This is a genomic window from Streptomyces sp. NPDC050703 (assembly GCF_040654435.1).
Lineage (GTDB): Bacteria > Actinomycetota > Actinomycetes > Streptomycetales > Streptomycetaceae > Streptomyces.
The window spans coordinates 69,786-90,082 of the sequence record NZ_JBFAHX010000033.1 but is presented as its reverse complement, the minus strand read 5'-3'; the positions used below and the strand labels follow the sequence as shown (position 1 = coordinate 90,082).

Annotated in this window: 18 protein-coding genes; 9 read left to right on the top strand and 9 right to left on the bottom strand. The window is 70.5% G+C overall.

Annotation, left to right across the window (positions count from 1 at the left end; translation table 11 throughout):
* Positions 1-109 precede the first annotated feature (109 nt).
* On the bottom strand, positions 110-1,756 hold the full coding sequence (locus tag AB0I16_RS26665) for a protein kinase (RefSeq protein WP_363252110.1): 1,647 nt from the start codon (positions 1,754-1,756) through the stop codon (positions 110-112).
* 306 nt (positions 1,757-2,062) lie between these two features.
* Between AB0I16_RS26665 and AB0I16_RS26660 the strand changes: the two genes are divergently transcribed.
* Complete coding sequence (locus tag AB0I16_RS26660; protein WP_363252109.1) at positions 2,063-3,631, top strand: protein kinase; 1,569 nt, start codon at positions 2,063-2,065, stop codon at positions 3,629-3,631.
* Between the two features lie 177 nt (positions 3,632-3,808).
* Here AB0I16_RS26660 and AB0I16_RS26655 read toward each other — a convergent pair whose 3' ends face one another.
* Both AB0I16_RS26655 and AB0I16_RS26650 read right to left on the bottom strand, forming a co-directional pair.
* The gene (locus tag AB0I16_RS26655) at positions 3,809-4,231 is read right to left on the bottom strand and encodes a pyridoxamine 5'-phosphate oxidase family protein (RefSeq protein WP_363252108.1); all 423 of its coding nucleotides are present in this window, start codon (positions 4,229-4,231) and stop codon (positions 3,809-3,811) included.
* Positions 4,232-4,304: 73 nt separating this feature from the next.
* A complete protein-coding gene (locus AB0I16_RS26650) occupies positions 4,305-4,964 on the bottom strand; it encodes a response regulator transcription factor (RefSeq protein WP_363252107.1) in 660 nt (219 codons plus the stop codon).
* Positions 4,965-5,357: 393 nt separating this feature from the next.
* Between AB0I16_RS26650 and pdhA the strand changes: the two genes are divergently transcribed.
* The 3 genes from pdhA to AB0I16_RS26635 are packed head-to-tail and all read left to right on the top strand — an operon-like array spanning position 5,358 to position 9,069.
* On the top strand, positions 5,358-6,557 hold the full coding sequence (gene pdhA, locus AB0I16_RS26645) for a pyruvate dehydrogenase (acetyl-transferring) E1 component subunit alpha (RefSeq protein WP_363252106.1): 1,200 nt from the start codon (positions 5,358-5,360) through the stop codon (positions 6,555-6,557).
* A 2-nt stretch (positions 6,558-6,559) separates the two neighbouring features.
* The gene (locus tag AB0I16_RS26640) at positions 6,560-7,540 is read left to right on the top strand and encodes an alpha-ketoacid dehydrogenase subunit beta (protein WP_363252105.1); all 981 of its coding nucleotides are present in this window, start codon (positions 6,560-6,562) and stop codon (positions 7,538-7,540) included.
* Positions 7,541-7,551: 11 nt separating this feature from the next.
* The gene (locus AB0I16_RS26635; RefSeq protein WP_363252104.1) at positions 7,552-9,069 is read left to right on the top strand and encodes a dihydrolipoamide acetyltransferase family protein; all 1,518 of its coding nucleotides are present in this window, start codon (positions 7,552-7,554) and stop codon (positions 9,067-9,069) included.
* A gap of 73 nt (positions 9,070-9,142) precedes the next feature.
* Here the strand turns inward: AB0I16_RS26635 and AB0I16_RS26630 are convergent, their stop codons facing one another.
* Positions 9,143-10,039, bottom strand: coding sequence for a D-alanyl-D-alanine carboxypeptidase (locus tag AB0I16_RS26630; protein WP_363252103.1), 897 nt, complete (start codon positions 10,037-10,039; stop codon positions 9,143-9,145).
* 251 nt (positions 10,040-10,290) lie between these two features.
* On the opposite strand from AB0I16_RS26630, the gene AB0I16_RS26625 reads away from it, so the two are divergent.
* Both AB0I16_RS26625 and AB0I16_RS26620 read left to right on the top strand, forming a co-directional pair.
* Positions 10,291-10,956: a GntR family transcriptional regulator gene (locus AB0I16_RS26625; protein WP_363252102.1), complete on the top strand. Its 666-nt coding sequence runs from the start codon at positions 10,291-10,293 to the stop codon at positions 10,954-10,956.
* A complete protein-coding gene (locus AB0I16_RS26620) occupies positions 10,953-12,293 on the top strand; it encodes an MFS transporter (RefSeq protein ID WP_363252101.1) in 1,341 nt (446 codons plus the stop codon). The genes AB0I16_RS26625 and AB0I16_RS26620 overlap by 4 nt, the downstream gene beginning before the upstream one ends.
* 33 nt (positions 12,294-12,326) lie before the next feature.
* On the opposite strand, the gene AB0I16_RS26615 is transcribed toward AB0I16_RS26620, so the two are convergent.
* Entirely contained in the window at positions 12,327-13,151 is an 825-nt protein-coding gene (locus AB0I16_RS26615) for a maleylpyruvate isomerase family mycothiol-dependent enzyme (RefSeq protein ID WP_363252100.1), read from the bottom strand.
* Positions 13,152-13,330: 179 nt separating this feature from the next.
* Here AB0I16_RS26615 and AB0I16_RS26610 point away from each other — a divergent pair, with 179 nt between their 5' ends.
* Positions 13,331-14,134 (top strand): carbon-nitrogen family hydrolase, encoded by an 804-nt coding sequence (locus tag AB0I16_RS26610; RefSeq protein WP_363252099.1) that lies wholly within the window; start codon positions 13,331-13,333, stop codon positions 14,132-14,134.
* Between the two features lie 19 nt (positions 14,135-14,153).
* Here the strand turns inward: AB0I16_RS26610 and AB0I16_RS26605 are convergent, their stop codons facing one another.
* From AB0I16_RS26605 to AB0I16_RS26590, 4 genes are all read right to left on the bottom strand, one after another.
* Positions 14,154-14,384 carry a hypothetical protein gene (locus AB0I16_RS26605; protein ID WP_062774477.1) on the bottom strand — a complete coding sequence of 77 codons (231 nt, stop codon included), beginning with the start codon at positions 14,382-14,384 and terminating at the stop codon, positions 14,154-14,156.
* Positions 14,385-14,539: 155 nt separating this feature from the next.
* Positions 14,540-15,838, bottom strand: a complete 1,299-nt coding sequence (locus AB0I16_RS26600; RefSeq protein WP_363252098.1) for a M18 family aminopeptidase — start codon at positions 15,836-15,838, stop codon at positions 14,540-14,542.
* Positions 15,839-15,880: 42 nt separating this feature from the next.
* The gene (locus AB0I16_RS26595) at positions 15,881-16,492 is read right to left on the bottom strand and encodes a Uma2 family endonuclease (RefSeq protein ID WP_363252097.1); all 612 of its coding nucleotides are present in this window, start codon (positions 16,490-16,492) and stop codon (positions 15,881-15,883) included.
* A gap of 133 nt (positions 16,493-16,625) precedes the next feature.
* Positions 16,626-18,452, bottom strand: a complete 1,827-nt coding sequence (locus AB0I16_RS26590) for an acyl-CoA dehydrogenase (protein WP_363252096.1) — start codon at positions 18,450-18,452, stop codon at positions 16,626-16,628.
* Positions 18,453-18,571: 119 nt separating this feature from the next.
* On the opposite strand from AB0I16_RS26590, the gene AB0I16_RS26585 reads away from it, so the two are divergent.
* Positions 18,572-19,060: an SseB family protein gene (locus AB0I16_RS26585; RefSeq protein WP_062774485.1), complete on the top strand. Its 489-nt coding sequence runs from the start codon at positions 18,572-18,574 to the stop codon at positions 19,058-19,060.
* A 190-nt stretch (positions 19,061-19,250) separates the two neighbouring features.
* Positions 19,251-20,207 carry a pirin family protein gene (locus AB0I16_RS26580; RefSeq protein ID WP_363252095.1) on the top strand — a complete coding sequence of 319 codons (957 nt, stop codon included), beginning with the start codon at positions 19,251-19,253 and terminating at the stop codon, positions 20,205-20,207.
* The last annotated feature ends 90 nt before the right edge of the window (positions 20,208-20,297 follow it).

Below are 20,297 nucleotides of genomic sequence, written 5' to 3'. Positions count from 1 at the left end.
GTGGGACACGAAGACCTCCGTGTGGTGCAGTCCTAGACAGCTCCACCACACCGGAGGTCTTCGCCTTTGATCAAGACCCCCGTGTCAACAACGCTGCGGGTCAATACACCTAGGCCGGGTTGCCCGTGGAGATGTCCAGCTGGAACTCCGGCGGGTTCTTCGGGTCGATGTCCGAGCCCTCCTTGGGGGTCTGCCGCATGACGGTGTCCTCCCCGTAGGCGTTCTCGTCGATCCTTCGCGGGTCGTACTGCCAGCCCGCCGCCTGGAGGCAGGAGAGGACGGACTTCCAGTCCTTGAAGGTGAAGTCAGGAGCCTTGACCTTGGTCTCGTCGTTGTACGCGGTCTCGGGCTCGGTGCACTCCTCCTTCTCGATCCGCATGTTCCTGTTCGGTCCCTTGTGTCCCGCCACCGGCTGCTTCGACTTGTCGTCGGAGGCTTCCTTGCCGTCGTCGCCGCCGTTCAGGGAGATCGCCGTGATCAGGCCGCCGATGGCCAGGAGGGCGACGACGATCGAGCCGATGACCACCGGCAGGTTCTTCTTGCCCGAGCCGGACGGACCGGAGCCGCCCGAGGGGGACGTGGCCGTGGCGGGCTGCGGCGAGAGGTTGTACGGGGGCGGGGTGTGCGCGCCCTGCTGAGGGGCGTAGGCGTTGGCGGGCGACGGGGTCTGGTAGCCGCTCTGCTGCGGGTAGCCGTAGCCCGGCGTGGGGGCCGGTGCGGGGGTGGAGGGACCGTACGGGTTCGGCTGGTACGGCGTCTGGACCGAGCCGGCCTGATGCGGGAGCGAGGAGTCGACCGGCGGGAAGACCGCGGAGCCGACGCCCGCGCCGCTCGCCGTCGGCGCGCCGGGCACGATGCTGGGGGCCGCCGCCTGGAGGGACTGGGCGACCCGCAGGCACTCGTCGCGCATGGCCTCGGCGGTCGGGAAGCGCTCGTTCGGGTTCTTCTTCAGCGCGCGGGCGACGATCGCGTCGACGGCCGGCGGCAGCGAACGGTTGATCGAGGAGGGAGCGACCGGCTCCTCCTGGACGTGTGCGTACGCTATGGCCAGCGGCGAGTCCGCCTCGAACGGCAGCCGCCCGGTGACCAGTTGGAAGAGCATGATGCCGACCGAGTAGAGGTCGGAGCGCGCGTCGACGCCCCGCCCGAGCGCCTGCTCGGGCGAGAGGTACTGCGGGGTGCCGACGACCATGCCGGTCTGCGTCATCGACGTGACGCCGGACTGCATGGCGCGGGCGATGCCGAAGTCCATCACCTTGACGACGTTGCGCTTGGTCATCATGACGTTGCCGGGCTTGATGTCGCGGTGGACCAGGCCCATCTCGTGGCTGATCTCCAGCGCGGCGAGCACGTCGGCGGTGATCTTCAGCGCCTGGTCGGTCGGCATCGCGCCCTGCTGGCGGACCGCCGCGTCGAGCACGGAGCCCAGCGGCCGGCCCTCGACGTACTCCATGACGATGTACGGCATCGTCGTGCCGTCCAGCTCGTCCTCGCCGGTGTCGAAGACCGACACGATATTCGTATGAGTGAGCTTCGCCACCGACTGGGCCTCGCGGCGGAAGCGCTCACGGAAGGACTGTTCGCGGCCGAGTTCGGTGTGAAGTGTCTTGATCGCGACCTGGCGGTCGAGGACGGCGTCGTACGCCAGGTGCACCGAGGCCATGCCGCCCTCGCCGAGCAGATCGCGCAGTTGGTAGCGGCCACCGGCCAGCGAACGCCCCGCGTACCGCCCCTGTGCGCCGTCCTGGCTGCTCATCTCGTGCGTCCCCCATCGGCGCGGGCGCCCGGACGGCTCCGCGGCTGGTGATCGATTACCGCTATTCCAGGCCAAGTCTGCCCGAGGGCGATGTCACGTCAAGCTCGGTGCCCGTTCCGTGACCGTACGCGCAAGAAGCGTCTCGGAAGCGTTACAAGTTTGCGCATGCGCCCCCGGGAAGGCTTTGATGTCCGGTCCACCTCGGACCAGGGGGTGGTGCGAAGGCTGTAGCGTGGCCGACGGAGTACCCCGTATCGCGATGTACCCGGTACCTAGTACCACGACCAGAAACGACGGCGAGGACTGATGGCACAGACGCAGCGCGCTCAGGGCCCGTCCGACCCCGAGGCGACTGGCGGCGGTATGTCTGACGCGCCCGAGTTGTGGGGCAATGGTGGGCTCGTCGGCGACGGCCGGTACCGGCTGACGCACCGCCTCGGCCGGGGCGGCATGGCGGAGGTGTTCGCGGCCGAGGACGTACGTCTGGGACGTACGGTCGCGGTCAAACTGCTCCGCTCCGACCTCGCGGAGGACCCGGTCTCCAAGGCCCGGTTCACGCGTGAGGCGCAGTCCGTCGCCGGTCTCAACCACCACGCTGTGGTCGCCGTGTACGACTCCGGTGAAGACGTCGTCGGGCCGAGTGTCGTCCCGTACATCGTCATGGAGATCGTCGAGGGCCGGACGATCCGCGATCTGCTGATCAACGCGGAGGCGCCGGGTCCCGAGCAGGCCCTGATCATCGTGTCGGGCGTGCTCGAAGCGCTCGCCTACTCGCACCAGCACGGCATCGTGCACCGCGACATCAAGCCGGCGAACGTGATCATCACGCACACCGGTGCGGTGAAGGTGATGGACTTCGGCATCGCGCGCGCCCTGCACGGCGCGCAGTCGACGATGACGCAGACCGGCATGGTCATGGGCACGCCCCAGTACCTCTCGCCCGAGCAGGCGCTCGGCAAGGCCGTCGACCACCGTTCCGACCTGTACGCGACCGGCTGTCTGCTCTACGAACTGCTGGCCCTGCGGCCGCCGTTCACGGGCGAGACGCCGCTCTCGGTGGTGTACCAGCACGTGCAGGACCAGGCGGTCCCGCCCTCCGAGGTCTCGGACGCCGCGCCGCCCGAGCTGGACGGGCTCGTCATGCGCTCCCTGGCCAAGGACCCGGACGACCGGTTCCAGACGGCCGAGGAGATGCGCGGCCTCGTCCAGTACGCGCTCCAGATGCTGCACGAGCAGGGCAGCCACACGGGCACCTGGAACACCGGGCCCGTCGACATGCACGAGGGCGGCAGCACTCCGGCGATGGGGGTCGCGGGGGCCGGCGCCATGGCGCACCCCGACTCCGGGACCGCGCAGATCCCCGGGCCCATGCTGCGTCCGCCGGGCGGCGATGACGGCGGTTTCGACGGCTCGCACCACGGGGGCGGGGGCGGCGGTCGCGGCAAGGTGTGGATCGTCGTCGTCCTCGCGGTCATCGCGATCGCGGTGGGCGTCGCGTTCGCGCTGAGCGCGGCCGACGGCAAGGGCAAGAAGGAGACGCCGACCACTCCGACGACCAAGCAGTCGCAGGAGAAGAAGCCCAGCAAGAGCGCGGACGACGAGACGACGGACGAGGAGACGGAGCCGGAGGAGGGGTCCGGGGAGCAGACGGACTATCCGCCGCGGACGAACCAGCCGACGGGGCCGTCGCGGCCCACCGTGAATCCGACTCAGCCGACGCAGCAGCCGACTCAGCCGACTCAGCAGCCGACCGCCACCGATCCGACCGACGATCCGACCACCGAGCCCACGGACCCGCCGCCGGACACCTCCGACCCCACGGGGGGCGGGGGCGAGGACCCCGTCGGCGGTGGCGGGGGCGAGCCCCAGGAGTGAGCCCCTGGCCCGCCTTCGGCCTCCGGTCGTCGTGACCCGGCGTCCGCACTGACGCAGGGGCAGGGGCGGCACCCGGCGGGGTGCCGCTGTGCCCACCCGTGCCGCCCCAGCGGCACGGATGCCCACAGCGGCAGCGGCAGCGGCGGCGCGGCACGGATGCCCGGAGTGGCGCGGTGGCTAGCCGAGGCGTTGGAGGGGGCGGGTCCTGGCGGGGCCGAACCTGTGGATCTTGGTCACCCGCGGCTCTATCCGCAGGTACACCGGGTCGAACGGCTCGCCGTCGGCGAAGCGGGGCGGGGGGCCGAAGAGCTCCAGGGCGGCGGTGGACGGCTCGACCGCCGTGCACAGGCCGATGAGCTGGACGGTCCACCGGCCGTCGCGGGCGGAGGCGGCGTCCAGGTTGTCGGCGCCGTACGCGACGACGCCGCCGACGCACGCCTGGTGGTAGCCGTAGCCGCGGTGCATCCGAAGCAGCAGGGTGCCGTCGGCGACGACGTGCCGGGCCACCGCGAGGAAGGGCAGCGCGCGCATGCTGCTCGCCACCCGGCCGTGGTCGGTGCGGCCGAGCAGGTCGAAGGCGAGCTGTTCGTCGGTGGGCATGGCACCACCTTCACGTACGCGAAGGGCGCCTCAAAAGGGGCTCCGGCCCCCTGAGGAAGGGACGTAGGTCCCGTCAGCGCCGCTCCGCCTGGAGGCGGGCCACGTACGCCGCCGCCTGCGAGCGCCGCTCCATGCCCAGCTTCGAGAGCAGGCTGGAGACGTAGTTCTTGATGGTCTTCTCGGCGAGGTGCAGCCGCTCGCCGATGACGCGGTTGGTCAGCCCCTCGCCGATCAGGTCGAGGATCTTCCGCTCCTGGTCGGTGAGGTTCGCCAGGCGGTCGTCGCCCTTGGTGCGGTTGCCGTCGCGCAGCCGCTCCAGGACGCGGGCGGTGGCGACGGGGTCGAGGAGGGACTTTCCGGCGGCGACGTCGCGAACGGCGGTCAGGAGTTCGTTGCCGCGGATCGCCTTGAGGACGTAGCCGGACGCACCGGCCATGATCGCGTCGAAGAGCGCCTCGTCGTCGGCGAACGACGTGAGCATGAGGCACTTGATGTCCTCGTCCCGCGAACGGATCTCGCGGCACACCTCGACGCCGCTGCCGTCCGGCAGGCGTACATCGAGAACAGCCACGTCAGGACGGGTCGCGGGGATTCTGACCAGGGCGTCCGCCGCGGTGCCGGCCTCGCCGACGACCTCGATGTCCGCTTCCACGGAGAGCAGCTCATGGACTCCACGGCGCACCACTTCATGGTCGTCGAGGAGAAAAACCGTAATTTTTCCGTCTTCGCGCACGGGCCCAGTCTCACACACGATCTCTTTCGGTGCCCGGGCCCAACCCTTCCCGTTCCCGGGGTGGCCGGGATAACGTGCCGGTGTTCCGGCCCCCTGCCAGGCTGTGATCAGTGCTGTGACCAGGCAGTGTTCCCCATTCTCTGCATTTACTCGGAAATCCGAGCAGTCGGCCGGTGGCCGTTTACTTGGAAATCCAAGCAAATACGCAGGTCAGATGGGGTTTCACAGAATTGGTGAGCACTGGGTAACGTGCATTGTGCAGGGCGCTCGCCGGGGCACCTGTCACGCCTGTTCCCGGCCGAGTCGCACCCACCCCGTGCGCGGGCACGGAGCAGGCGAGCCCCACTGGCCTACCCGGTAACCCCCGGGGGCCGGACCGACGGAGGAGCACACGTGACCGTGGAGAGCACCGCCGCGCGCAAACCGCGCCGCAGCAGTACGGGCGGCAGCAAGCGCGCAGGCGCGAAGAAGGCCGCGCCGCAGAAGAGCACGGAACCCGAGCTCGTACAGCTGCTGACCCCCGAGGGCAAGCGGGTCAAGAGCGCGAAGACGGCCGAGTACGAGCCGTACGTCGCCGACATCACCGCGGAGGAGCTGCGCGGTCTGTACCGCGACATGGTCCTCACCCGCCGCTTCGACGCCGAGGCCACCGCTCTGCAGCGCCAGGGCGAGCTGGGCCTGTGGGCGTCGCTGCTCGGCCAGGAGGCGGCCCAGATCGGCTCGGGCCGGGCCACCCGCGACGACGACTACGTGTTCCCCACGTACCGCGAGCACGGCGTCGCCTGGTGCCGCGGGGTCGACCCGACGAACCTGCTCGGCATGTTCCGCGGCGTGAACAACGGCGGCTGGGACCCGAACTCCAACAACTTCCACCTGTACACGATCGTCATCGGCTCGCAGACGCTGCACGCCACGGGCTACGCCATGGGCGTCGCCAAGGACGGCGCCGACTCGGCCGTGATCGCGTACTTCGGTGACGGCGCCTCCAGCCAGGGCGACGTCGCCGAATCGTTCACCTTCTCCGCGGTCTACAACGCACCGGTCGTGTTCTTCTGCCAGAACAACCAGTGGGCGATCTCCGAGCCGACCGAGAAGCAGACCCGCGTGCCGCTCTACCAGCGTGCGCAGGGCTTCGGCTTCCCCGGCGTGCGGGTCGACGGCAACGACGTCCTCGCCGTCCTCGCGGTGACGAAGTGGGCCCTTGAGCGGGCCCGCGACGGCGAGGGCCCGGCGCTGATCGAGGCGTTCACGTACCGCATGGGCGCGCACACGACCTCCGACGACCCCAGCAAGTACCGCAGCGACGACGAGCGGGTCGCCTGGGAGGCCAAGGACCCGATCCTGCGGCTGCGGGCCTACCTGGAGTCCGAAGGTCACGCGAACGAGTCGTTCTTCGCGGAACTCGACGAGGAGAGCGAAGCGTTGGGCAAGCGAGTGCGAGAGGTGGTGCGGGCGATGCCGGACCCCGACCTGATGGCGATCTTCGAGAACGCGTACGCCGACGGGCATGCCCTCGTCGACGAGGAGCGCGCCCAGTTCGCCGCCTACCAGGCGTCGTTCGCGGACGCCCCCGCGGCCGGGGAGGTCAAGTAGCCATGGCTGTCCAGAAGCTGCCCATCGCCCGCGCGATCAACGAATCGCTCCGCACGGCGCTGGAGAACGACCCCAAGGTCCTCATCATGGGCGAGGACGTCGGCAAGCTCGGCGGCGTCTTCCGCGTGACGGACGGGCTGCAGAAGGACTTCGGCGAGGACCGGGTCATCGACACCCCGCTCGCCGAGTCCGGCATCGTCGGCACCGCCATCGGCCTCGCCCTGCGGGGATACCGCCCGGTGGTGGAGATCCAGTTCGACGGCTTCGTCTTCCCGGCGTACGACCAGATCGTCACGCAGCTCGCGAAGATGCACGCCCGCGCGCTCGGCAAGATCAAGATGCCGGTCGTCATCCGCATTCCCTACGGCGGCGGCATCGGCGCCGTAGAGCACCACAGCGAGTCGCCCGAGGCGCTGTTCGCGCACGTCGCGGGCCTGAAGGTGGTCTCTCCTTCGAACTCGGCGGACGCCTACTGGATGATGCAGCAGGCCATCCAGAGCGACGACCCGGTGATCTTCTTCGAGCCGAAGAGGCGGTACTGGGACAAGGGCGAGGTCGACAAGGAGGCGATCCCCGGCCCCCTGCACAAGGCCGTCGTCGCCCGCGAGGGCAGCGACCTCACGCTCGCCGCGTACGGCCCGATGGTGAAGGTGTGCCTGGAGGCGGCAGCGGCGGCCGAGGAGGAGGGCAAGTCCCTGGAGGTCCTCGACCTGCGCTCCATGTCGCCGATCGACTTCGACGCCGTGCAGGCGTCGGTGGAGAGGACGCGGCGGCTCGTCGTCGTCCACGAGGCGCCGGTCTTCCTCGGCACGGGCGCCGAGATCGCGGCGCGGATCACGGAGCGGTGTTTCTACCACTTGGAGGCCCCGGTGCTCCGGGTCGGCGGCTATCACGCCCCGTACCCGCCGGCGCGCCTCGAAGAGGAGTACCTGCCGGGTCTCGACCGGGTGCTCGACGCCGTCGACCGCTCGCTGGCGTACTGAGGGAGAGGGTCGTGACGACGATGACAGACACCGCTCTTGCAGAGTTCAAGATGCCGGACGTGGGCGAGGGGCTCACCGAGGCGGAGATCCTCAAGTGGTACGTGGCGCCCGGCGACACCGTCACCGACGGCCAGGTCGTGTGCGAGGTCGAGACGGCGAAGGCGGCCGTCGAGCTGCCCATCCCGTTCAACGGCGTGGTGCGTGAGCTGCGCTTCCCCGAGGGCACGACGGTCGACGTCGGCCAGGTGATCATCGCGGTGGACGTGTCGGGCGGTGCGGACGCCCCGGCATCCGCAGCTCCGGCCCCCGCGGCGGCGCCCGCCCCCGGGACTGCCGCGGAGACCGCCGACCCGGCCCGGGCAAGCGCCCCCGCGCAGGCCACCGCGCCCGCGGAGGAGGCCGCCCCCGAGGGACGGCAGCCCGTGCTCGTGGGGTACGGGGTGGCCGCGTCCTCCACCAAGCGCAGGGCCCGCAAGGCCGGCGCGACCGGTGTCAACGGCACGGCCGATGCCGCGCCCGCCGCCCCCGTGGCGGAGCCCGCGCCCGCGCCGCGACCTGCCGCCGGGCCCGGCCTGAACGGCCACGCCACGCGTCCGCTCGCCAAGCCCCCGGTGCGCAAGCTCGCCAAGGACCTCGGCGTCGACCTCGCGACGGTCACGCCGTCCGGGCCGGACGGGATCATCACCCGGGAGGACGTCCACGCGGCGGCCGCCCCGGCGCGGCCCGAGGCCCCGGCCCCGCAGGCCGCACCCGCCGCCCAGGACGCCCCCGAGCGGGCCGCGTCCGCCCAGGCGCCGGCCCCCGCGGTCAGCCCGGACGCCCGTGAGACCCGTATCCCGGTCAAGGGCGTGCGCAAGGCCACCGCGCAGGCGATGGTCGGTTCGGCCTTCAGCGCCCCGCACGTGACGGAGTTCGTGACCGTCGACGTGACGCGGACGATGAAGCTGGTCGAGGAGATCAAGCGGGACCCCGGGGAGTACGGGTTCGAGGGGCTGCGGGTCAATCCGCTGCTGCTGATCTCCAAGGCCCTGCTGGTGGCGATCAGGCGGAACCCCGGGGTGAACGCCGCCTGGGACGAGGTCAACCAGGAGATCGTCCAGAAGCACTACGTGAATCTGGGCATCGCCGCGGCCACCCCGCGCGGACTGATCGTGCCGAACATCAAGGACGCGCACGCCAAGACCCTGCCGGAGCTGGCCGAGTCCCTGGGCGAGCTGGTCACCACGGCCCGCGCGGGCAAGACGTCGCCCGGCGCCATGCAGGGCGGCACGGTCACGATCACGAACGTCGGCGTCTTCGGCGTCGACACGGGCACGCCGATCCTGAACCCCGGCGAGTCCGCGATCCTCGCGGTCGGCTCGATCAAGCTCCAGCCCTGGGTCCACAAGGGCAAGGTCAAGCCGCGCCAGGTGACCACCCTCGCGCTCTCCTTCGACCACCGCCTGGTGGACGGGGAGCTCGGTTCCAAGGTGCTCGCCGACGTGGCGGCCGTCCTTGAGCAGCCGAAGCGGCTCATGACCTGGGCGTAGGCGAGAGAAGAAGAGGGCCCCGCCGCGTTGTCCGCGGCGGGGCCCTCTTCGCTGTGGGTGCTCTGAGCGAGCGTCACGCCACCTTGAAGCCGTAGTCGAGCAGCTTCTTCGCGTCCGAGGTGCGGGCGCTCACGGAGGAGGAGGTCAGGACCGTGCCGACGACCGTCTTGCCGTTGCGGGTCGCGGCGAAGACGAGGCAGTACTTCGCCTCGGGGCCGGAGCCCGTCTTCACACCGATGGCGCCGCGGTAGGAGCCGAGGAGGTTGTTGGTGTTGTCCCACGACATGTAGCGGTAGCCGCCGGACTTCGTGGTGACCTTCTGCTTCGTGGACTTCGTCTTCACGATCGTGCGGAACGTGGAGTACTTCATCGCGCTGCTCGCGAGCTTCGTCAGGTCGCGCGGCGTCGAGTAGTTCGCGCCGTGGCCGATGCCGTCGAACGAGTCGAAGTGCGTGTTCTTCAGGTTCAGGTTCTTGGCCGTGGTGTTCATCTGGCCGATGAAGCTCTTCACGCGGGCCTTGCGCGTCGAGCCCTTGCCGAACTTGTCGGCGAGCGCGTACGCGGCGTCACAGCCCGAGGGCAGCATCAGCCCGTAGAGGAGCTGGCGGACGGTGACCTTGTCGCCGACGATCAGACGGGCCGACGAGGCGTAGTTGTTGTCGACGATGTAGTCGCCGTACGCCTTCTGGACCGTGACCTTGGAGTCCAGGTTCAGGTTCGGCTGGCCGAGCACCACGCGCGCCGTCATGATCTTCGTCGTGGAGCCGGTGGAACGGCGGGTGTCGGCGGACTTGGTGAACAGGGTCTTGCCGTTGCCGTTGTTCATCGCGAAGCCGCCCTTGGCGACGATCGACGGCTTCGGCGGTGCGGCCGCGTGGGCCGGAGTGGTGAGGGCGCCGCCGGCCAGTATCGCGCTCGCGGTGATGGTGACGGCTGATGCGCGACGTACGCCCTTGATGCCGGTTTTCAAGTTCTTCGCTCCAAATGCCCCTGGGCTGCGGCCGCATGAGGGGGCCGCTCACCTCTAAGACGAGTGAGAGGGCGTAATGGATGTACGGAAAACACCGGCAGTTGCCGCGGGAACGACGTGCCCCCGCACGCGCCGCGGGAGCCCCGGACGGATGTACCGCGCCGCCCCGGGCGCACGCGCCGGGCCGCCGTCGGATTCCGCCATGTGGACCTCCGCTTCCTGTGTATACGGAATGTATCTATGCTGTGTGCATGCCAGCCGCCACCGCCGCCACCACCGTCAAGCAGCCACCCGCCGCCGAGCGCGTCTACGCCCACGTCAAGCAGGCCGTGCTCGAACGCCGCTACGAGGGCGGCACGCTCCTCACCGAGGGCGAGCTGGCCGAGGCCGTGGGCGTCTCCCGCACCCCGGTGCGCGAGGCGCTCCTGAAGCTGGAGGTGGAGGGGCTGCTGCGGCTCTACCCCAAGAAGGGCGCCCTCGTCCTGCCCGTCTCCGCCCAGGAGATCGCGGACGTCGTCGAGACCCGGCTGCTGGTGGAGAAGCACTCGGTGCGCAAGGCCGTGCCCGCGCCCGCCCCCCTCCTCGCCCGCCTGCGGGAACTCCTCGACCAGCAGCGGGTGCAGGCAGCCGCCGGGGACTTCGCCGCCGCGGCCGTCACCGACCGCTGCTTCCACGCGGAGATCGTGCGCAGCGGCGGCAACGAGATCCTCTCCCGGCTCTACGACCAGCTGCGCGACCGGCAGCTGAGGATGGGCGTCGCCGTGATGCACTCGCACCCCGACCGGATCGCCAAGACGCTCGCGGAGCACGAGGAGATCCTCGCCGCCCTGGTGGCGGGCGACGCCGACGCGGCGGTCGCGGTCGTCACGCGGCACGTCGGCTGGTTCCAGAACCTGGCGCGGGGCGAGGTCCGATGAGCGCGAAGTCCTTGCCCGTCCCGCAGCCCGGCGATCCTTCCCCCAGCTCCGGAGGGACCGGGAGAGACCCCGTGGGCGGCAGGAAGGCCGTCCTCGTCTGGTCGATCGGCGTCGCCGTCTACTTCGTCGCCGTCATCTTCCGGACCTCGCTCGGCGTCGCCGGGCTCGACGCCGCCGACCGCTTCCACGTCAACGCCTCGGCCCTGTCGACCTTCTCCATCCTCCAGCTCCTCGTCTACGCGGGCATGCAGATACCCGTCGGCCTGATGGTCGACCGGCTCGGCACCAAGAAGGTGCTGACCATCGGCGTGGTGCTGTTCACCGTGGGACAGCTCGGCTTCGCGTTCTCGCCCTCGTACGGGATGGCGCTGGCCTCGCGCGCCCTGCTCGGCTGCGGTGACGCGCTGACCTTCATCAGCGTGCTGCGGCTCGGCACCCGCTGGTTCCCCGCCCGGCGCGGGCCGCTGGTCGCTCAGCTGGCGGGCCTCGTCGGCATGGCGGGCAACCTCGTGTCGACGCTGGTCCTCGCCAGGATGCTGCACTCCCTCGGCTGGACCACGGCCTTCGCGGGCAGCGCGCTCTGCGGCGTCGTCGTCCTCGTCCTGACGGTGCTCTTCCTGAAGGACCACCCCGAGGGCCACGCGCCGGAGCCGGTGACCCACACCGGGGGCGCCTACGTCCGCCGCCAGATAGCCCTGTCGTGGCGCGAGCCCGGCACCCGGCTCGGCCTCTGGGTGCACTTCACCACGCAGTTCCCCGCGATGGTCTTCCTGCTGCTCTGGGGCCTGCCGTTCCTCGTCGAGGCGCAGGGCCTCTCCCGGGCGACCGCCGGCGAACTGCTGACCCTCGTCGTCCTGTCCAACATGGTCATCGGCCTCGTCTACGGGCAGATCGTCGCCCGGCACCACGCGGCGCGGCTCCCGCTGGCGCTCGGCACCATCGCGGCCACGGCGGCCGTCTGGGCGGCCACGCTGGTCTACCCGGGGGACCACGCCCCGATGTGGCTCCTCATCGTGCTCTGCACCGTGCTGGGCGCCTGCGGGCCCGCGTCGATGATCGGCTTCGACTTCGCGCGGCCCGCGAATCCGCCGGAGCGGCAGGGCACGGCCTCCGGCATCACCAACATGGGCGGCTTCATCGCCTCCATGACGACGCTGCTCGCGATCGGCGTGCTGCTCGACGCCACCGGGGACGACTATCGCGTGGCGTTCTCCGCGGTGTTCGTCCTTGAGGCGGTGGGGCTGAGCCAGATCCTGCGGCTCCGGCGACGGGCCGACCGCCGGGAGCGGGAACAGCTGGTGGCCAGCCGCGTGGAGGCCGTGCACGTACCGGCGTGAGGCGCCGGGCGCGGGGACGCCGGGGCCGAGGGGCTACGGCGTCACCGCGAAGTTGCGCAGGATCGCCTCCGCGAGCTCCTGGTCGCCCTCGGCCTTGACCTGGTCGGCCACGGCCGCGTACGTCACGCGTCCGCAGGCGAGTCTGAAGTAGGTCTCCCAGTCGAGACCGATGGTGACCAGCGGGCCGAGCGAGGGCGCGTTGTCCACCGTGCCCTTGCCGTCGGCGTCCACGCGGACCGTGCGCAGGAACTCGACGGGGCCGCTCACGTCGAAGACCACCGCCGAGTTCGCGGGGGCGCCCGCCAGCTTGGCGACGACCTTCGGGAGGCCCTGGAGGAAGAGGTCGCGGGCGACGTAGGCACCGGGGGAGTCGAGGTTGCCCGGCCGGCGCAGCGCGGTCCGCAGGTCCTGCTCGTGCACCCACACGTCGAACGCCCGCAACCGCATGGCCAGTTCGAGGGTCTGCTCGGAGCCGAGGGGGCCGCGGATCTTCGTCGAGGGGTCCCGCGACTCGTTCCGCAGCTGCCGCGAGCGGCGGATGATCGTGTACTCCAGCTCGGAGGTCATCTCCGGCGCGGTGTGGTGGCGCCGCACGTCCACCTGCATCTCCATGTACCGCTGACCCTCGGTCTTCACGTGGTACAGGTCGCGGGGGAGGGTGTGGATGGGGCGCGGGTCGCCCAGCATCTCGCAGTCCAGACCTATGACGTGGGAGACGATGTCCCGCACCGACCAGCCCGGGCAGGGCGTCGCCCGGTTCCACTCCCCCTCGGCGAGCGGCGACACCAGCTGGGATATCGCCTCCACGGAGTGGGTCCAGGCTTCGGCGTAGTTTTGCAGGCTGGGATGGAGACTCACGGGACCCCTCGGCGGTCGTACGCGGGCGGTGGGTGGCTGAGTGGCGTCGTGGGGGTCCGGGGGTTCCCCCGGAAAATCACAGTACGCTGCCCACAGGCACCCCGGCAGTGCTTTCGTGTGACGATCGTAGGCTGTGCTTGACGGTGATGACGGATCCCGAACGGCAGGACGGTGGTACTGTGCGCGCCTCTCTCATCCAGATCGCCGTAGACGAGGGCGAACCGGTCAATTCCCGCCGCGCGCGGGTCTCTTCGCTGGTGCGCGAGGTCGCGGCGAGGGAGCGTCCGGATCTCGTGGTGCTCCCCGAGCTGTGGACCACCGGTGCCTTCGCCTACGAGTCCTTCACGGCCGAGGCCGAGCCCCTCGAAGGGCCCACGTACGAGGCCATGGCGAAGGCGGCGGGCGACGCGGGCGTGTGGCTGCACGCCGGGTCGATCCCCGAGCGCGACCCGGAGGGCCCCCTCTACAACACGTCCCTGGTCTTCTCCCCCACCGGTGAGCCGGCCGCCGCGTACCGGAAGATCCACCGCTTCGGTTTCGACAAGGGCGAGGCGGTGCTGATGGGCGCGGGCTCCGAGCTGGCGACGGTACGGACGCCGGCCGCGACGCTCGGCCTCGCGACCTGCTACGACCTGCGCTTCCCCGAGCTGTTCCGGGGGCTCGTGGACGCGGGCGCCGAGATGTTCGTCGTACCGGCGGGCTGGCCCGCGCGGCGGCGCGAGCACTGGACGCTGCTGGCCAGGGCGCGGGCGGTCGAGGACCAGGTGTACGTCCTGGCGTGCGGCACCGGCGGCACGCACGCGGGCGTGGACCAGGCCGGGCACAGCGTCGTGGTGGACCCGTGGGGCGAGGTGCTCGCGGAGGCGGGCGACGGCGAGGAGGTCCTGACCGTGGACCTGGACCCCGCCAGGGTCGCCGCCACCCGGGAGCAGTTCCCCGCCCTGAAGGACCGCGTCCTCGGGACACCGGCGCCCCGCCGCTGAGCCGCCCCGCCGGGGCGGGTCAGTAGCCCCTGCGCTCCTGGTCGGGGTCGACGACCGTGGTCTGCGCGACCGGTGGCACGACCGCGCGCCTGCGCCGCGCGATGCTGGTGAACGCGGCGACGCCGATGATCCCGACCGCCATCATGACCAGACCGGCGACGGTGACGTTGAAGCCCTCCATCTTCCAGTCGGTCGCGAACGTGAGAATGGCGCCCACGGCGATGAGAATGATGCATCCGCCCAGGCCCATATGGACCGCCTCCCTGTGTCGTGGCTGCGCCGACCGTGTACCCGGCTGCGCCACCTCCACACGGAAAGCGGAGCCCCGGCCGTCGGACAACGGCCGGGACTCCGCCGGGAACAGACGCCGCGTCAGGGCTGTGGCAGCCCGTGGCGGCCCGGCTCTCAGCCCTCCAGGAACGCCACGAGGGCGTTGGCGAGCAGGTACGGGTCGTCCGCGCCGCACAGCTCGCGCACGCTGTGCATGGAGAGGATGGCCACGCCGATGTCGACGGTCTTGATGCCGTGCCGGGCCGCCGTGATGGGGCCGATCGTCGTGCCGCAGGGCATGGCGTTGTTCGAGACGAACGACTGGAACGGCACGCCCGCCTTCTCGCACGCGGCGGCGAACACCGAGCGCCCGGCGCCGTCCGTGGCGTAGCGGTTGTTGACGTTGACCTTGAGGATCGGGCCGCCGTTGGCGCGCGGGTGGTGCGTGGGGTCGTGCCGCTCGGCGTAGTTGGGGTGCACGGCGTGTCCGGTGTCGGAGGAGAGGCAGACGGTCCCGGCGAAGGCCCGCGCCCGGTCCTCGTAGCTGCCGCCGCGCGCGAACACGGACCGCTCAAGGACGCCGCCCAGCAGCGGGCCGTCGGCGCCGGTGTCGGACTGCGAGCCGTTCTCCTCGTGGTCGAAGGCGGCGAGCACGGGGATGTACGGCAGCTCCTCGCGGCCCGCGACGGCGGCGAGGGCGGCCGTCGCGGCGTGCACGGACAGGAGGTTGTCCATGCGGGGGCCGGCGACGAGCTCGCGGTCACGGCCGAGGAAGGCGGGCGGCTCGACGGAGTACGTCATGAGGTCCCAGCCCGTGACGTCGCCCTCGCCGAGGCCGCTCTCCTCCTCCAGGAAGCGGATGAGGTCGCCCTCGTGGACGTCGTCGCCGAGGCCCCAGACGGGCTGCATGTGCCGCTGCTTGTCGAGCTTGAGGCCGTCGGTGTGGACGGAGCGGTCCATGTGGATGGCGAGCTGGGGGACGCGCAGCAGCGGCCGGTCGATGTCCACGAGCCGCGTGGTGCCGTCGCGCAGCGAGAGGCGCCCGGCGAGGCCGAGGTCCCTGTCCAGCCAGGAGTTGAGCAGCGGCCCGCCGTAGATCTCCACGGCGACCTGGCGCCAGCCGTGGCCGCCCGCGTCGGGCTGCGGCTTCACGCGGAGGTTGGGGGAGTCGGTGTGGGCGCCGACGATGCGGAACGGCGTGTGGGCCGTGACGCCCTCGGGGACGTACCAGGCGACGATGGCGCCACCGCGGAGCACGTACTTGCCGCCGGTCGAGCCGTCCCAGGCCTCGGTCTCCTCGACCTGCCGGAAACCGGCCTTCTCCAGACGCTCGGCGGCGCTGGCCACCGCGTGGTACGGCGTGGGGCTCGCGGCGAGGAAGGTCATGAGGTCTTCGGTGTGGCCGCGGTCGAAGGGGCCGGAGGGTGTACGCATGGCTGCCAGCCTAATGGGGGCAACGGCCGGGCGGCGGGGGGCTCAGAGGCGGTCGATCTCGGTGAGGTCGATGTCGATGGTGAACGGCACCGCGACCTTCAGCCGGTCGTGGTGGATGCCCGTGGGCGCGTAGGCGCCGGTGTGCGGGTCGAGTTCGAAGGTGTGGACGGCGGGCCGCTTGTTCTCGTCCATCCTGACCAGCCAGTAGTGCCGGATTCCGGCGGTCGCGTACTTGCGGGGCTTGGTGTCCTGGTCGCGCTCCTCGGAGTCGGGCGAGACGACCTCCACGGCGAGCAGGACGTCTTCCGCGCGGTAGCGCGTCTGTGTCTGGTCGGCGTCGGCCTCCGCGGTCACGACCACGAGATCCGGCTCGGGCGCCTGCCTGCGGCCGAGGACGACGGCCATCTCGCGGCGGACCCGCAGGTGCTCGGGGACGGTGGCGCGCACCCCGTTCACCAAGAGGTCCATCGCCAGCGTGTGGAACTTGCGCTGCGGACTCACGAAGATCAGGCTCCCGTCGATCAGCTCTGTGTGCGGCGGGAGGTCGAGGCTGAAGAATTCGTCCGTCGTGTAGCCGTCCTGGGGCGGCACCGGCCACGCCGAGCCGTCGGGCTGGAGTGCGTGCAGCGCTTCGGCGCGGGCTTCGGCGGTCATGGTTCCTCCCATGGACGGGATTCTCGGCCGTTGGTTCAGCCTACCCAGCGCATACGGCGATGCCGCCACCCGAAATGATCAGGTGACGGCATCGCGCTGACGTGCGAGAGGAATCCGGTCGAACCAGGTCGAACTAGAACGCCGCCTCGTCCAGCTCCATGAGGCCCAGCTCCACACCCTCGGCGAGCTTGCGCTCACCGGCGACGCCCGGCAGGACGTTCGCGGCGAAGAACTTGGCCGCGGCGATCTTGCCCTCGTAGAAGGGCTTGTCCTTCGCGGAGGCCGTCTCCAGCTTCTCGGCCGCGACGGCGGCGCCGCGCAGCAGCAGGTAGCCGACGACGACGTCGCCCGAGGCCATCAGCAGGCGCGTGGTGTTCAGGCCCACCTTGTAGATGGACTTCACGTCCTGTTCGGTGGCCGCGAGGTCGGTCAGCATGACGCCGACGATGGCCTCCAGCTCGACGGCGGCCTTGGCCAGCTCCTCGCGGGCGCCGGCCAGCGTCTCGCCGCCGGTGCCGACCGCGAGGAACTTCTTGATCTCCTCGGCCAGGCCGTTGAGGGCCGCGCCCTGGTTGCGGACGATCTTCCGGAAGAAGAAGTCCTGGCCCTGGATCGCGGTGGTGCCCTCGTAGAGGGTGTCGATCTTGGCGTCCCGGATGTACTGCTCGATCGGGTACTCCTGGAGGTACCCGGAGCCGCCGAACGTCTGGAGCGACTGCGCCAGCTGCTCGTATGACTTCTCCGAGCCGTAGCCCTTGACGATCGGCAGGAGCAGGTCGTTCAGGGCGTGCAGCGCCGAGGCGTCCTCGCCCGCGGCCTCCTTGACCTGGATCTCGTCCTGGACGGCCGCGGTGTGGAGCACCAGGGCGCGCATGCCCTCCGCGTACGCCTTCTGCGTCATGAGGGCGCGGCGCACGTCCGGGTGGTGCGTGATCGTCACCTTGGGCGCGGTCTTGTCCATGAACTGCGCGAGGTCGGGGCCCTGCACGCGCTCCTTGGCGTACTCCAGGGCGTTGAGGTAGCCCGTGGAGAGCGTGGCGATGGCCTTCGTGCCGACCATCATGCGGGCGAACTCGATGATGCGGAACATCTGGCGGATGCCGTCGTGCTTGTCGCCGATCAGCCAGCCCTTGGCCGGGTGCCGGTCGCCGAACGTCATCTCGCAGGTGTTGGACGCCTTGAGGCCCATCTTGTGCTCGACGTTGGTGGCGTACACGCCGTTGCGCTCGCCCAGCTCGCCGGTCTCCCAGTCGAACTCGTACTTCGGCACGAGGAAGAGCGAGAGGCCCTTGGTGCCGGGTCCGTGGCCCTCGGGGCGGGCGAGGACGTAGTGGAGGATGTTCTCCGACATGTCGTGCTCGCCGGACGTGATGAAGCGCTTCACGCCCTCGATGTGCCAGGAGCCGTCCGCCTGCTGCACGGCCTTCGTGCGGCCGGCGCCGACGTCCGAGCCGGCGTCCGGCTCGGTGAGGACCATCGTCGAGCCCCACTGCTTCTCGACGGCGATGGAGGCGGCCTTCTTCTGCGCCTCGTTGCCCTCCTCGAAGAGGATGCCGGCGAAGGCGGGGCCCGAGGAGTACATCCACACGGCCGGGTTGGCGCCGAGCAGCAGCTCCGCGTAGGCCCAGATCAGGGAGCGCGGGGACGTCGTGCCGCCGATCTCCTCGGGCAGGCCGAGGCGCCAGTACTCCGAGTCCATGAAGGCCTGGTAGCTCTTTTTGAAGGAGGCCGGGACGGGCGCGGTGTTGGTCTCCGGGTCGAAGACGGGCGGGTTGCGGTCGGCGTCGGTGAAGGACTCGGCCAGCTCGTTCTCGGCGAGGCGGCGCAGCTCGTCGAGGATGCTCTTGGCGGTGTCGACGTCCATCTCCGCGAACGGGCCGGTGCCGTACAGCTGATCGCGGCCGAGCACCTCGAAGAGGTTGAACTCGATGTCGCGGAGATTCGACTTGTAGTGGCCCATGGCGAAGGCTCCGTAAGCAGGAAAGGGGTGAATACCAGCAAGTAGCTACGATGATGCTACCCACCGGTAATAAGGCGCAACCCCTAACCGCCCATCTGTGACTCAGTAGGCTTCGCCCCATGTACGGCTACGACCAGAATCCCGGCGCCCAGCAGCAGTACGCCCCGCCGGGCGCGCAGCCGCCGCCGCAGCAGCAGGGCATGCCCGGCGGTGGCTACGGCCAGCAGCCTCCGCTCTACCCCGAGCCCTCGCCGCCCTCCCTCGCGGACGCGGTGCGCGCCTTCACCACGGGCTCCATGTCCGCCGAGGACTTCCAGCAGGCCTTCGCCACGTCGAAGGTCTACTGCCCGCGCGGTGACAACCCGGGCTTCCTCGCGCTGCACAACACCCAGCAGCCGGTGATCCCGATGTTCACCTCCCTCAAGGAGCTGCGGAGGTACGCGGGCAAGGACTCCAAGTACTTCGTGATCACCGGCGCGGAGGTCATCGACCTGCTGCCGACGGGGTACGGCTTCGTCCTCGACATGGAGGGCGAGCACCGCATGGTCTTCGACGCGAAGGCCGTGGAGCAGATGGTCGACTTCGCGATGCGCCGCATGTACGGCTGAGGGTCCGTCCCGGCCGCGGGTCCGCCGTGGCTCGTCGCGCGGTTCCCCGCGTCCTTGGGGGCGCTCCTCGTGTCGTGGATCGTTTCCGGCCGCCCCGGAGCCCGGAGGGAATTCCCTCCGGGCTCCGTTCGTTCTGAGTGGCAGAAAGTTCTACGTTCAACTAAAGTGTGATCACGAGGAGGTACCGACCATGCCTGCAGTGACCGTCGAGAACCCGCTGACCCTGCCCCGAGTGGTGGCACCCGCCGAGGCGAAGGCGCGGCCCGTGCTCACCGTGACCACGGCGCCGAGCGGCTTCGAGGGCGAGGGCTTCCCGGTGCGCCGGGCCTTCGCGGGAATCAACTACAAGCACCTCGACCCGTTCATCATGATGGACCAGATGGGAGAGGTGGAATACGAGGCCGGCGAGCCGAAAGGCACGCCCTGGCACCCCCACCGCGGCTTCGAGACGGTCACGTACCTGATCGACGGCAGCTTCATCCACCAGGACTCCAACGGTGGCGGCGGGACGATCAAGAACGGCGACACGCAGTGGATGACGGCGGGCTCGGGCCTGCTGCACATCGAGGCGCCGCCGGAGTCCCTCGTCATGTCCGGCGGCCTCTTCCACGGCCTCCAGCTGTGGGTGAACCTGCCCGCCAAGGACAAGATGATGAACCCCCGCTACCAGGACATCCGCGGCGGCCAGGTCCAGCTCCTCTCCACCCCCGACGGCGGCGCGCTGCTCCGCGTCATCGCCGGTGAGCTCGACGGCCACCAGGGCCCCGGCATCACGCACACGCCGATCACGATGATCCACGCGACCGTGCGCCCCGGCGCCGAGGTCACGCTGCCCTGGCGCGAGGACTTCAACGGCCTGGCGTACGTGCTCGCCGGACGCGGCACCGTCGGAGCCGAGCGCCGCCCCGTGCGGCTGGGGCAGACCGCGGTCTTCGGCGCCGGGTCCTCGCTGACCGTCCGCGCGGACGAGAAGCAGGACGGGAACGCCCCCGACCTGGAGGTCGTGCTGCTCGGCGGGCAGCCGATCCGGGAGCCCATGGCGCACTACGGCCCGTTCGTGATGAACACCCGGGCCGAGCTCCAGCAGGCCTTCGAGGACTTCCAGAAGGGCCTGCTCGGGACCGTGCCCGCGGTCCACGGCATGTAGCGGTACGCGGGGGCCGGCGTGCGGCCGTACGCGGCTCGCGGCCATGTAGCGGTACATGACGTGCGCGGCCCCCGGCGGCGTGCTCGGGTG